10 protein-coding genes and 1 rRNA gene are annotated in these 12,727 nt (G+C 41.8%); 3 read left to right on the top strand and 8 right to left on the bottom strand.

Annotated elements, in window-relative coordinates:
- Positions 1–7 precede the first annotated feature (7 nt).
- On the top strand, positions 8–2,794 hold the full coding sequence (locus FTU12_RS00055) for a DUF2339 domain-containing protein (protein WP_180113696.1): 2,787 nt from the start codon (positions 8–10) through the stop codon (positions 2,792–2,794).
- 121 nt (positions 2,795–2,915) lie between these two features.
- Here the strand turns inward: FTU12_RS00055 and FTU12_RS00050 are convergent, their stop codons facing one another.
- Together FTU12_RS00050 and FTU12_RS00045 are read right to left on the bottom strand one after the other, a co-directional pair.
- Positions 2,916–3,839, bottom strand: coding sequence for a mechanosensitive ion channel family protein (locus FTU12_RS00050; RefSeq protein ID WP_180007243.1), 924 nt, complete (start codon positions 3,837–3,839; stop codon positions 2,916–2,918).
- Between the two features lie 9 nt (positions 3,840–3,848).
- The gene (locus FTU12_RS00045; RefSeq protein WP_111884712.1) at positions 3,849–4,670 is read right to left on the bottom strand and encodes a hypothetical protein; all 822 of its coding nucleotides are present in this window, start codon (positions 4,668–4,670) and stop codon (positions 3,849–3,851) included.
- A 100-nt stretch (positions 4,671–4,770) separates the two neighbouring features.
- Here FTU12_RS00045 and gspE point away from each other — a divergent pair, with 100 nt between their 5' ends.
- A complete protein-coding gene (gene gspE / locus FTU12_RS00040) occupies positions 4,771–6,258 on the top strand; it encodes a type II secretion system ATPase GspE (RefSeq protein ID WP_180113497.1) in 1,488 nt (495 codons plus the stop codon).
- Between the two features lie 76 nt (positions 6,259–6,334).
- Here gspE and FTU12_RS00035 read toward each other — a convergent pair whose 3' ends face one another.
- The 6 genes from FTU12_RS00035 to FTU12_RS00010 all read right to left on the bottom strand — a co-directional run bounded on the left by FTU12_RS00035 (position 6,335) and on the right by FTU12_RS00010 (position 11,596).
- A complete protein-coding gene (locus FTU12_RS00035; RefSeq protein WP_180059699.1) occupies positions 6,335–7,429 on the bottom strand; it encodes a hypothetical protein in 1,095 nt (364 codons plus the stop codon).
- 133 nt (positions 7,430–7,562) lie between these two features.
- The gene (locus FTU12_RS00030) at positions 7,563–7,988 is read right to left on the bottom strand and encodes an organic hydroperoxide resistance protein (protein WP_104852447.1); all 426 of its coding nucleotides are present in this window, start codon (positions 7,986–7,988) and stop codon (positions 7,563–7,565) included.
- Between the two features lie 95 nt (positions 7,989–8,083).
- Positions 8,084–8,908, bottom strand: a complete 825-nt coding sequence (locus tag FTU12_RS00025; RefSeq protein WP_180011795.1) for a carbon-nitrogen hydrolase family protein — start codon at positions 8,906–8,908, stop codon at positions 8,084–8,086.
- Positions 8,909–8,940: 32 nt separating this feature from the next.
- Positions 8,941–9,459, bottom strand: a complete 519-nt coding sequence (gigB, locus tag FTU12_RS00020) for an anti-anti-sigma factor GigB (RefSeq protein WP_078189558.1) — start codon at positions 9,457–9,459, stop codon at positions 8,941–8,943.
- Between the two features lie 112 nt (positions 9,460–9,571).
- Positions 9,572–10,540 (bottom strand): RsbU family protein phosphatase GigA, encoded by a 969-nt coding sequence (gene gigA, locus FTU12_RS00015; protein ID WP_078189557.1) that lies wholly within the window; start codon positions 10,538–10,540, stop codon positions 9,572–9,574.
- A 99-nt stretch (positions 10,541–10,639) separates the two neighbouring features.
- Entirely contained in the window at positions 10,640–11,596 is a 957-nt protein-coding gene (locus tag FTU12_RS00010) for a VacJ family lipoprotein (RefSeq protein WP_180113496.1), read from the bottom strand.
- 537 nt (positions 11,597–12,133) lie between these two features.
- Between FTU12_RS00010 and FTU12_RS00005 the strand changes: the two genes are divergently transcribed.
- Positions 12,134–12,727, top strand: a 16S ribosomal RNA gene (locus FTU12_RS00005); the annotation flags it as partial.

Raw genomic sequence — 12,727 nt, 5'->3', positions numbered from 1 at the left:
AGCAGGTATGCTGAAACAGAATAATGAAATCAAGATGATTTGGTTGATGATGCTGATCATGGTGGGGATCGGGGCATGGTACTTAGATGTCCGAATCCTGAGTTATATCAGCGGCATCGGTTTTATGCTCAGTGTGATGAATTATGTCGATGATTTGCAGCACGGCGCTGATGCACTGAGCTCATCCAAACAACCATTTCAAGTGACATCAAAGGTTCCGTTATATATTGCATCGTTATTAACGGTCGTTGGACTGTTAACAGAATTGGGATATTTAGTTGCGATTGGGATAAGCCTGTGGGTCTATTTTTTTCTGCGTTGGCTGAAACGATTAGAACGTCAGCTGCATCTATTGCAAGGACGTGCGCTTCAGTCGCAATCGAGTCATGCAGCTACTTCAATATCAGCGCCTACAATAGACCGTCCTGAAATTTTTGATTCTGACAATACACCATCTGTACATCCCGCGACGGCAATTGGTACAGCTAGACATCAGGCAGTAGTCAATTCATCGTCTACTAATACACCATCCAAGTCTGCGCCAAATCTATCTAGTCAAATTCAGCAATGGCTTTTCCAAGGCAATCCCGTGTTAAAAGTGGCTGTACTGGTCTTGGTGATTGGCGTGGTGCTATTACTTAGATTTGCCACAGAGCATTGGCAACTAAGCTTGGCCATGAAGCTGTTGATTGTGAGTTTGATCAGTGCTGGTGTTGTCGGACTAGGATATTGGCTGCAAGCCAAAAATCGAAGTTTTGCCTTGGCGCTAGAAGGTTTGGGGCTTGCAGCGCTGTTTTTGACCTTATTTTTTGCCTATTACAATGCCGTGATTGCGGGCTTTGGCATGGCCTGTGTACTGTATGCAGTGCTTATGGCATTGACGATTTGGCTCAGTTTGAAACAACAGTCGGTAGAACTGGCAATCATGGCAATGCTGATCGCCTATCTTGCGCCATTTACCTTGCCTGTTCGTGATGCAACTGCAACGGAATTCATCGCCTATTATCTTGTGATTAATATTGCTGTTGCGGTCATGAGTACTTTAAGACCGTGGAAATATCTGAATCAAATCGCATTTTTGATGACGGTGATCATGGGGGGTGGATATACTTTTTACCACGGATACACCACCGAACGGCAGATGATGAGCGTGCTAGTTTTAGCCCATGCCGCGATTTTTATCTGGCTGGGTTTTCGTTTTAGTCAGTTATTGGCAAAACAGGATCTTGCGCATTTTCAGCTCAAACCTGCCTTGGATATTGCACTGATATTTGCTTCGCCAGTGCTTGCTTATCTGGCATTGTATTTGATGTATTTTGAGGAAACCGTATGGCAGGCGGGGTATAGCTTGCTATTTGCAGCGCTTTTTGCCGCACTGTATAGCATCAGTAAACGTAGTGCTGTGATCCCACTGATTGCACAAAGTTATTTGAGTTTGACCTTAATTTTCTTGGCATTGATTCCACCGATAGTATTGAAAGAGCAGTGGAGTGTGGTCGGTTGGGCAGTTGAAGGTGCATTGATATTTATATATGCCCTATACAAGCAGTCCAATATCAGCCGTTATTTAGGCATGGCGCTCTTGGTGATGGCGGGTTGTTCAAGTCTGTATTATTTGGTTCAACTGCCACATTTCCCTGCACAGATGTATTGGGGCGTGTGTTTGAGCTATTTGGCGGCCATTATCGTGACGCATGCTGTTCCTGCATTTCATAAACAGCTTTCAAGTTCGAGTATTGCCTTTCAATGTGTGCAAATGCTCTCAGCAACCACCATGTTCATCATGTTGCTCTTAGATTGGCTGCAGACTAGCCATCAATTGGCCTTGAGTCTATTGATCGTCAGTGTGGCCTATCTGGTGGTGAATGAAGGCTTGTTAAAGCGAAACGCTTCGTGGAGTTGGTCCATCATTAAGTGGACGGGTCTAGTGCCTGTTTATGTGATGGGGCTGTACCAAGTTATTTCAGTGAGTGAGAACGGTCAATTAATTTGGCATTCAACGATGGAGCAGATTTATTTTGCATTCGCTGGGCTGAGCTTGACGCTGCTTTGGCTACGACCATTACTTGGTGTGCGTGAAGAAAAAGAATGGGTCAGTCTCGGAATTTTGAGCAGCTTGGCGTGGATCAGTCTGACGCTGATACCTAGTATGCCATATATCAGTGTGGTGATTTTGCCGCTATTATTTTGTGCATGGTGTTATTGGCAAGCGCAGCAACCGGCCTGGAAAATGTTTTGGCAAGCGCGTAGCAGCTTGTTTTTGGCTTTAAGTTGGATCATTAGTTCGCAATTATTTAGTCAGCAGGCCTTTGTGGGATATATCTTGCCGATACTGAATCCTTTTGATGCAGTGAGTTTGCTGTTGTTAGCGGCTTTTTTATGGATGTTGAATCAACAGTTAAAAGCTGGTTTAGATCGTAGCTTGGCTGCCGTGTTGAGTGTCCTTGGGCTACTTTGGTTAAGTAGCTATGTCGTGCTTCGTGCCTTACATAGGTATCTGGATACGCCTTATAACAGTTTAGACATTTGGAGCGATGCGACCGTTCAACTGAGTTTTACTGTGCTGTGGGTGTTATTGGCTTTGGTGAGTATGCGCTTTGCCACTCAGCGCCAATTACGTTCAGTTTGGCTGCTCGGCGGCAGTATTTTGGTCTTGGTCACTTTGAAATTGGTCTTGCTGGATTTATCTCATGTCGGCACACTCATGCGAGTGATTTCATTTATGGCGGCAGGTTTTGCCATGCTTTTGATTGCCTATATTGCCCCCATGCCGAATGACAAGGTTGAACCATGATGAAATTCTTAAAGGTACGAGATCACTAAGCTGTACAGGTCGATGGCTATAAAAGTACATGATAAAAAAACCCTGCACATTTGAAGATATGCAGGGCCTTTCATATCAAGTCGATAGACCATTATTTGAGTTGAGGCTCTCGTTGAATTTCTTGCGCATTGGCATATTGATCGACGTTAGCATCGCTTGCTTGTGTAGAAAGTGGGTGGTCAACAAAACCCATTTTCGGGACAGGGATTTCAATTTTATTTTCTACAAAGGCATTTCGAATCCGTTCTTGCATCTCATCACGGACTTTTAGGAAATTCTCTCTTTGACACCAAATGGCAAAAAGCAATTCAATGGATGACTCTCGAAAGGCAGTGACGGTCACGGCAGGTTTAGGATCGGCCAAGACCAATGGATATTTACTAACGGCATCTAATAAAACTTCACGGACTTTGATGATGTCTTCATGAAAGTTAATTGCAAGGGTAATTGGAATTCGCCGTATTGGAAACTTAGACAGGTTATGTACAGGTGCCCGAATCAGTTGTTCATTCGGCAAACGGACATAGACATTGTCCTGCGTGAGTAATTTGACCGACAGTAAATCAATCGAGATCACTTCACCTTCAATGGTATGCCCACGAATCAGTGTTAATTGAATGGTATCACCGACTTCAAAAGAACCTTCACCGATCAAGAACATCCCGCTGATCAGGTTGGATGCGGACGTTTGCGAGGCAAAACCCAGTGCGACCGTTAAAATACCCGCTGCACCCAAGAACACGCTGAGTTTAAAGCCGGCTTCTTTTAAACTGGCCATCACAAAGATTAAAAAGATGAAATAGAAAATCCCGCGACGCCAAACCAACTGCTGATGGGCATTGAAACGCATACCTACAGTACGAATAAAGGTATTCGAGATAAAACGGGCAATCAGAAAGCCGATGACTGCCAATAATACAGCCACCAATAATTCCGTCAGCCGATCAGTATTGAGATTGGCGACCATTCCTTTTAGGCTGCTGGTAATTTCTGTCGAAATATTTAAATCTGCCATGGCTCACCGTTAGAAAAATGAATCAAACATATTGAACAGCACATTGGCTGACTCGCGTGGCGGATGTAGATAAACCACGTCACCTGCTTGTGGCGGTGTACGGTTTTCAATTTTGACCCGCGGCGGTTTGTCATGACCTTCATGCACGACCCGAATTTGTGAAGTCCATAAACGTCCCGTACTTTCACTATAAAATAATGGCAAAGCCGGTACAGGGACATTCATACGGTCAAAACGAATCTGTTGATTACTCACGTTATGAAACTCAATAGGGGTTACTGCACGAAATGCACGAGGTTTGAGTTGTTTAAGTTCTGTACGACCATCAACTGCTGTGGCATAGCATATTTCACCCATTCGATGATTCGGACCAAACCAAGTGTCTTTAGGTAAAATCACTGGTATATCAAACAAGGGTTCTCTAAGACCTTCGACAAAACCAGCAATCCACAGCGGTGTGCTGATATATAGCGTTCCGCGCTGTCCGGCTGGAATATAAATCGGATCGACCGGTTTAATCACCACAGACCGATCTGCCAAACGTGGCATGATTTGAATTTTGTCATGTGTTTGGCGGAACATATAGCGTTCCATTTTAATGGGTTGTGGAAAACCAAATTCAGGGTCTTGAATCGGATGCCATTGCTGCTCATAGTCAAACTGAAAGGTCGGGCGATGATATTCCATACGCCACTCTTGCATGCCGCGCGTTACACGAAACAATAAAGACCCAAACTGCCAACTGCGCGGGTGATTCAGTTCAAATTGATATTCCCCCCACCATTTACGTTTTGGGGATTCCTTTTCAGTCAAATCATTTTCTAATGGCAATGCGTATATCCCTTGTCCTGATAAATCCTAAAAACAGACTTCACGCTGTCAGATGCTTAGAGTACACTCAAAACAACTTTTTTCATCATTATAATGCGTGATGCAAGTACTTAAACAATTACAAATACCATATAGTTTTGCCAAACGTCATGGCGTATTGCTTCGATATGAGGGTGATCAAGCTTTTATTGTACGTCGTGACAGCACGCCACTGTTGGCTTTACAGGAAGCACGTCGCTATTTAGGGCATCCTGCACAATATCAATTATGTAGTGAGCAAGAGTTTAATCAATTACTCAGTGCAAGCTTTGCCGGAGACACCGGTGAGTCTCAACAAGTTGCAGCGGGTCTGGAAGATCATCCTGATTTACTCAGCCTTGCAGACTCTGTGCCAGAAGCTGAAGATCTGATGGATCAGGAAGATGATGCACCGATTGTACGGTTAATCAATGCCTTATTGTCGGAAGCAATTCGTGTTGGAGCCTCCGATATTCATATCGAATCTTTTGAAAAAAAGCTGTCTGTCCGCTTACGTGTCGATGGTCAGTTACGTGAAATTGTGCAGCCACGTCGTGAACTAGCACCACTGTTGGTGTCACGTATCAAAGTCATGGCCAAACTCGATATTGCAGAAAAGCGAATTCCACAAGATGGTCGTATTTCACTACGTTTGGCGGGCCGAGAAGTCGATGTTCGTGTATCAACCTTACCATCTTCCTATGGTGAACGTGTGGTGATGCGTTTACTCGATAAACAAGCTGGGCGTTTAAACATGACCCATTTGGGCTTGATGCAGCATGACTATGATCGATTGAAACAACTGGTACATCGTCCGCATGGCATTATTTTAGTTACGGGACCAACGGGTTCGGGTAAAACCACAACCTTATATGCGGCATTGTCTGATCTAAATGATGGTTCAAAAAATATATTGACTGCGGAAGATCCAATTGAGTATCAACTTGAAGGGATCGGGCAGACGCAGGTCAATACCAAAGTGGATATGACCTTTGCTCGTGCATTAAAAGCCATGCTTCGACAAGACCCAGATGTGGTGATGGTCGGGGAGATTCGTGATTTAGAAACTGCTGAAATTGCAGTACAAGCGTCATTAACAGGCCACTTGGTACTTTCAACGCTGCATACCAATACAGCAATCGGTGCGGTGACCCGTCTTAAAGACATGGGGATTGAACCATTTCTACTTTCAAGCTCATTGATCGGTGTGATTGCCCAGCGCTTGGTTCGTACCTTATGTCCACGTTGTGCAACATGGCATGAAGCGGATGCTTTTGAAACAGAAATTTTCCGCCATTTAGATGTCGGCACTGAACTGAAGTTACCGCAACCCAAAGGATGTGAACAATGCTCGCATACTGGATTTACAGGGCGTACCGCAATTTATGAAATCGTCCCGGTCGATGATCAAATGCGCCGTCTAGTGCATGGCAATGCTGCGGAATATGAAATTGAAACCTATGCGCGTAAACAGTCGGGTTCTATTCGGGATGATGGTTTGCGCAAAGTGTTGGCCGGTAAAACCACATTGGAAGAAGTGCTTCGAGTCACCAATGAAGCGGCGGAGTAGAGAGTTTTTCTGTAATTTTTAAATATAAGATGTACTTATAAAGTGCATCTTATATTTTGGTAGGTATGAAATTAGCTTATTTTTCTAAAATCTCTTTTATTTCCATTTCTAATCTTTCATAGAATTGATCTAAAGTCATATTCTTATAAAATTTATTTCTATTTACATAGGGTAAAGCTTCCTGTACCAATTGATTATATAAAGGATCATTAACATGCTTCGCCAAGACTAAACGAGAGATAGCACCTAGCCCTGTAATATATTCTTTTTCATCTCCATGATTCAGCCATTGGTTTAATGTTTCTATATCTTTATGTTTTTCTGCATCATAAATTAAAAAGTCATAGAGCTGATTTAATATATGTTGTAGTTCTTTGGGATTATTAAAATGGCTAGCCTCGCCCTCAATACCATGAATATTTGGAAAATATTGTAGGGTTTTATCATTTATGTGGTGTGTTCTAAATATTTTGATTGCTTTATCTAGTGTAACTTGTACGTAACTTGCCAAACTTAATTCACTATAAGCAAGAACATTTTTTTTTCTTGAACATAGAATAAAAATACTTTCATATATATTTGAATTTATATCCCTATAGAGATTATCTGAAGTAGGATATTGATGCTTTTTTTCTATTTTTGTAAATTTTAATTTATTATAATTTGACTCTAACCATTGGTAAGCGAATCTACTCAATTTATCACTATTTGATGGAACTGCTTTAAATTGTAATAACTGTTCTTTAGTCACTGCTTGAACGGCATTCAACATTTGCTCAATGCTTTTTTGGTCAGGAAAAATAACATCCCGACTGAAAAACACATAATGCTTTGCATCAAAAGCAACGAGATTATGCTTGCGCAATGTTTCGACCAATATTTTATAAAGGTATTTACTTTTTTCCTGCAAATATTCAATCACAAAAACATTCGTAGAAAAGTTAAAGAAGCCCTTTACATTACTAAAGAACTGGATAATTTCTTCATCGAAATTTTCTGCAAGTTCAGGATTAGTCACAATACTTTCAACTTCAATGAGCCAATTTTTCAGATTTTCTGTAAAACCTAAATCTTGAGGATTGGTTGCAAAATATTCTGCCTGTTCTAATGTAGAAATTGTTGTTTGAAAATGATGCTGTTCAGCATCCCATACATAAAATAACGCAGACATTTCTTATAAACTCGGTTTTAATTATTCGTCTTATCTTATTTATGTTTGAAATATAAGGCTATATTTTTTATAAAATTTATTTTGATAATTTAGGAAGCTACCCTAAAACATTTTGTTTTAGGGTAGGAGTTCATCAGGTAATCGCATTTAACGTTACATTGATATTGCCACGTGTTGCATTGGAATAAGGGCAGACAATATGTGCAGCATCGACCAGTTTCTGTGCCTCGCTTGCATCCATACCCTCAAGATGAATATTAAGCGTCACTTCAATACCAAATCCTGTTGGAATAGGGCCGATACCAACATCACCTTCAACATAGGCAGCAGGGGCAATCGAAATTTTATCTCGGTTAGACACAAATTTCATTGCACCTAAAAAACAGGCTGAATAACCAGCGGCGAAGAGTTGTTCAGGATTCGTACCATTACCTGTACCCCCCATAATTTTCGGCACCGCCAATTGAACATCTAAATGACCATCGGACGTCGTTGCACGACCATCACGACCACCAGTGGCTTTTGCATGGGCTGTATAAACTGCTTTTTCTAAAGTCATTTTTCTAATCCCTCAGATGATGGTTCAAAATCATATCGTGGGGGATTTTGTTTAAATAATATTCAGTTTTTTTGTAATTTTATACAGAGTGAAAATCAATATTGAACCAAAACACGGTGCTGCATCAGTGGCATTGATGCGCGAATCTGTTGCTGCTCGTCTAAGTCAAAAGGAACTGTGAGTAGTTGAGCGCCTTCTTCTGCGGTGATTGCTAAAATTTGACCGCGGCTGTTGCTTGCTCCAGCATGCCCCCAAGTTTGACGCTTTTCACCATGCCAACCTTGTTGTGCGGCACCCAGTACAGCACATTGGCTATCCATGGCACGAGCTTGCAGTAACAACTGCCAGTGCATTTCACCCGTGGTATAAGTAAAAGCTGCAGGCGCCGTTAAAATGTTTGCACCTTGGCTACGAAGTTTCAAAGCCAGTTCAGGAAAGCGCAAGTCGTAGCACACCATCAGGCCAATATTGCCAAAAGGTGTTGTTGCAACTACGGTTTCAGTACCAGGTTCAAAGAATTTTGATTCTTGATAGCCACCGACAGCGTCACCAACTTGCACATCAAATAAATGAATTTTGTCATAACGTGCTTCGGTACGTTCAGGGCTGATACACAGGCTGACAGTACGGACACGGCCATCTTGAATGATTGAACCATCTGGACGATAAGGGCATGGGAGTGTGCCCGCAACAATCCAAAGTTGATAACGATGTGCGAGTTGTTCTAGTCGCTGCTGAATACTTTCAAATTGCGCCGCGGTTTCACGTTGTTTACCTGCGGCAAAGCAGACAAAATTTTCAGGAAATACAATGAGACTCGCACCTTGAGCCTGACTTTGTTGCATCAATGATTCGATCACTTTGAAGTTATCTTCAATGTCATTTTGAGAATTCATTTGTGCAACGGAAAGTAAAGTCATGCGAAGAGGGTCTCTGCTGTGATTAACCTAAATTAGACATTTTGCTGCTTGGGTTGCTCTAGATTGTCCTGCTCTTTTTGCAGTTGTTTGACCAAAGGCTCAAACATATTTTGGTTGCTATCATTTAGTTTCATCAGCGTTTTGTGTGCATCTAAAACCGTATTCAGCATATTGCTATGGGTAATGTGTTCTTCCATAAGTGCGCGAGTGCATACACTTGGATCACCACAATAATTCAAAATAACAAACACCTGACCTAAACCCATGCTATTGGCAAGCGTTGTGATATCAGAGTTTGTAGACAACATTACCGCTTGGATATGGTGAACTTGTTTGAGCTTCAAACCCAGTTTAGCCAAAATGCCAAGGACAGTACTATCGATAAATGTCGTTTGGGTTAAATCAACGATTGCACCGACGACATTTTGTTGCTGTTCAATTTTGTTTAATAACTTGTCTAGACTAATACAAGATTGGGCACGCACTTCGCCAATAAGCTTAAAAATATGCGTTCCGTTCAAGCTTGCATATTCAACATGACCTGTTGACATATAAATGCCATTTGCAGAGAAGGATAGTAAATTATCCCATAGGGGCACAGCTTACTCAAGTAGCCGAGCATGATCAGAAAGTCGTATTCAGTTTAAGTGGTTGATTTCGTGACTAATTGATTCGACGTAAACTTAGGATGGCAATATCGTCAGCAACATGGTCTGGTGCTTGAAATGATTGATTTTGCAAGTGATAAACCAATTGACCTAGCTGTTCATTCAATCCACCGTCAAAAGGTTCAAGTGCGCCATCCGAGCAAATTACAAAGCGAGAATAACGATTTAAGGTAAATTCAAACTCTTCAACTTCTAGATCTTCAGTTAAGCCGAGTGGGAAGCTGCTGGTATTTAAAATTCGTGCGGGAAGACCGGGTTCAAATAAAATGGCCGGCGGATAATGGCCTGCACTAGACCATTTCAAGACATGCGTATCGAGATTGAGTATTCCCGCAATCATGGTAATGTGCTTTTCAATATTTTCTTGAACCAACATGCCATTGAGTTTTTTGATCAACTCTCTTGGGGTTTTTGAACGACCGTGGAAAGCTGCCATCCACGAAGTCAGTAAACTACTCGTTACGCCATGACCGGACACATCTGCGAGATAAAACATGATTTCTTTATCGCTGATTTTCCAGTAATCGTACCAATCACCCGATAAATAAGCAGATGGTTGGAAGAATGTTTCAACTTTATAGTTGTGGAGTTCAATCGGGTTGGGCAGTAAACGTTTTTGCAAATCTGCAGCAGAAGGGAGATCACGGCTGTCTTGATTGCGTTTGTATTGCGCATCAATTTTAGTAAGTGCCACCTGAAGATTAGTTGGGATATGATCCCAAACCCATCCTGCTAAAGCGCCTTGTTGCCAAGCTTGAGCCAATGCAGCACCTTCATGCTCAAAAGCGAGCACAATAGTAGGAAGTGTCCATTGGTGATTTAAAAAGTCGGCAACATCAGCAATTGCAATGATCGTTGGATCATACAAGTCTAGATCTTCAATGTTAATCATTTGTACGCTAGGAAGCGCATCAAGTACCTGATCTAAATATGGAATATCACGAGTAGGTTGAATGAAATACATAAAGAATTAGATGAATCCTTCGAATAGATAATAAGTGTACTATAGCAAGCTAATGATGGCTGGAGGGAAAAACCACACCAGCCAATTGAAAAATTTTATTTATTCAGTTGTTGCTGTGTCAGTTTCATCTGAACTTGTGTCATCAATGAAATCGCTAGAATCATCAGATGAAACATCAGTTGAATTATCTTCAGATTCATCAATATCGTCATCTTCTTCATCAATAAATAAGTTTTCTTCAGCAATCCCTTTTTTCTCGGCAATAGAATAGTTCAGGCGTTGCAAATAGATATCACGAATTTGAGCGTATTTATCGCCTTGCAATACACCTTCGATATCCAGTAATTGAGCGCGAGTATCGATTCCACGTAAAGTTTGCTCAGACCAGTAAGCTACATCATGACCATCAAGTATATATTTCTGTGGACGTCCTTGACTATCTACTGCTAGACCGACGGTTTGGCGCAATGTGCTTGGACCAAGCACTGGTAGAACAATATAAGGACCAGAAGGAATACCGTAATAACCTAAAGTCGTGCCAAAGTTTTCATCTTCTGTTTCTAGACCTAGACGGCTTGCAGGGTCAGCAAAGCCTAAAGTTGTCAGTGTATTAACAGTAAAACGCCCCAGACTTTTTGCGGCACGTGTCGGTCGTCCTTGGATGAGTTGGTTAAACGCATTCCACGGTTCGCCCAAATTTTTACGGAATAAACGATACGATTCACGTATATCCTTAGGAGTTTTCGCTACATATTGCACAGCAGCAGGGCGAGCAATATGGACATCTAAATAATCATTAAATGCGTAAACTTTCCGGTTGATCGGTTGGAAAGGGTCTTTATCTTCTTCTGATTGTGCTGCATTGGCATTTACAGATAATTTTTTTGCAACTTCAGATGACTTGACCATCGCAGCATGCGCAAGTTGTTGCGTTTTTGATTTATTGGCAGCTTCTGAGTCTTGAGCAACAGGTGCTGAAGCCTCGTCATTTGCAAATACAGGTGTTGTTACGACAAGTGACAATAATCCTGCATATAAAAAAGAAGTTTGGCGCATATATAGTCCTGACGCTTTTAGCGCGGCAAAATGTTTGCCGTATAATAAGTAAAAACGTTCAAATAATCCTGATTTATTACTATTAAACCAAATTTGATCAAAATATGAATAAAAAAATGTAATTTGAGTGAAAAATGTGCGCTCAAAATAATTATTTAAAAAAAGGTGTTGCGTTGGATCAGAAATGCTGTAGAATGCACATCCATCGGCGGTGATGAAGATTAAAACTTCTGATAAAACAGTAGCTTGGTTGAATTAATTAAGTTGGGTTTTAGAAAGAGAGTTTAAAAATAATTTGAATTACCGGTTGACTCTTTAGAAATAAAGAGTAATATAGCCGACCTAGCTTGCTGGTGACGAACCAACAAGAAGATCATTAAGAGATTATGAAGAACAACTTGTGTGGATTTTTACTGATTGATTGATCGAAATTATTTTCATTGATTGATGGTAGAAATTACTCGAAGTTTATTTGAGCAAATTTTTTGTCAGTAATTGATGAGCCAAGATTGGTACACTATATGTACTATTGATTTTAAACTGAAGAGTTTGATCATGGCTCAGATTGAACGCTGGCGGCAGGCTTAACACATGCAAGTCGAGCGGGGGAAGGTAGCTTGCTACTGGACCTAGCGGCGGACGGGTGAGTAATGCTTAGGAATCTGCCTATTAGTGGGGGACAACATTTCGAAAGGGATGCTAATACCGCATACGTCCTACGGGAGAAAGCAGGGGATCTTCGGACCTTGCGCTAATAGATGAGCCTAAGTCGGATTAGCTAGTTGGTGGGGTAAAGGCCTACCAAGGCGACGATCTGTAGCGGGTCTGAGAGGATGATCCGCCACACTGGGACTGAGACACGGCCCAGACTCCTACGGGAGGCAGCAGTGGGGAATATTGGACAATGGGGGGAACCCTGATCCAGCCATGCCGCGTGTGTGAAGAAGGCCTTTTGGTTGTAAAGCACTTTAAGCGAGGAGGAGGCTACTTTGGTTAATACCTAGAGATAGTGGACGTTACTCGCAGAATAAGCACCGGCTAACTCTGTGCCAGCAGCCGCGGTAATACAGAGGGTGCGAGCGTTAATCGGATTTACTGGGCGTAAAGCGTGCGTAGGCGGCTTTTTAAGTC

This window comes from Acinetobacter sp. YH12063 (genome assembly GCF_013419715.1).
GTDB classification, from domain to species: Bacteria; Pseudomonadota; Gammaproteobacteria; order Pseudomonadales; family Moraxellaceae; genus Acinetobacter; species Acinetobacter amyesii.
Note: the sequence above shows the minus strand (reverse complement) of the source record. Positions and strands in the feature narration are given on the sequence as shown.

Bases quoted from the DNA above. Each gene is read 5' to 3' on its own strand.
- FTU12_RS00055 (WP_180113696.1), top strand. From the start codon at position 8: ATGCTGAAACAGAATAATGAAATCAAGATGATTTGGTTGATGATGCTG.
- FTU12_RS00050 (WP_180007243.1), bottom strand. From the start codon at position 3,839: ATGGCAGATTTAAATATTTCGACAGAAATTACCAGCAGCCTAAAAGGA.
- gspE (WP_180113497.1), top strand. From the start codon at position 4,771: ATGCAAGTACTTAAACAATTACAAATACCATATAGTTTTGCCAAACGT.
- FTU12_RS00035 (WP_180059699.1), bottom strand. From the start codon at position 7,429: ATGTCTGCGTTATTTTATGTATGGGATGCTGAACAGCATCATTTTCAA.
- FTU12_RS00030 (WP_104852447.1), bottom strand. From the start codon at position 7,988: ATGACTTTAGAAAAAGCAGTTTATACAGCCCATGCAAAAGCCACTGGT.
- FTU12_RS00025 (WP_180011795.1), bottom strand. From the start codon at position 8,908: ATGACTTTACTTTCCGTTGCACAAATGAATTCTCAAAATGACATTGAA.
- gigB (WP_078189558.1), bottom strand. From the start codon at position 9,459: ATGTCAACAGGTCATGTTGAATATGCAAGCTTGAACGGAACGCATATT.
- gigA (WP_078189557.1), bottom strand. From the start codon at position 10,540: ATGTATTTCATTCAACCTACTCGTGATATTCCATATTTAGATCAGGTA.
- FTU12_RS00010 (WP_180113496.1), bottom strand. From the start codon at position 11,596: ATGCGCCAAACTTCTTTTTTATATGCAGGATTATTGTCACTTGTCGTA.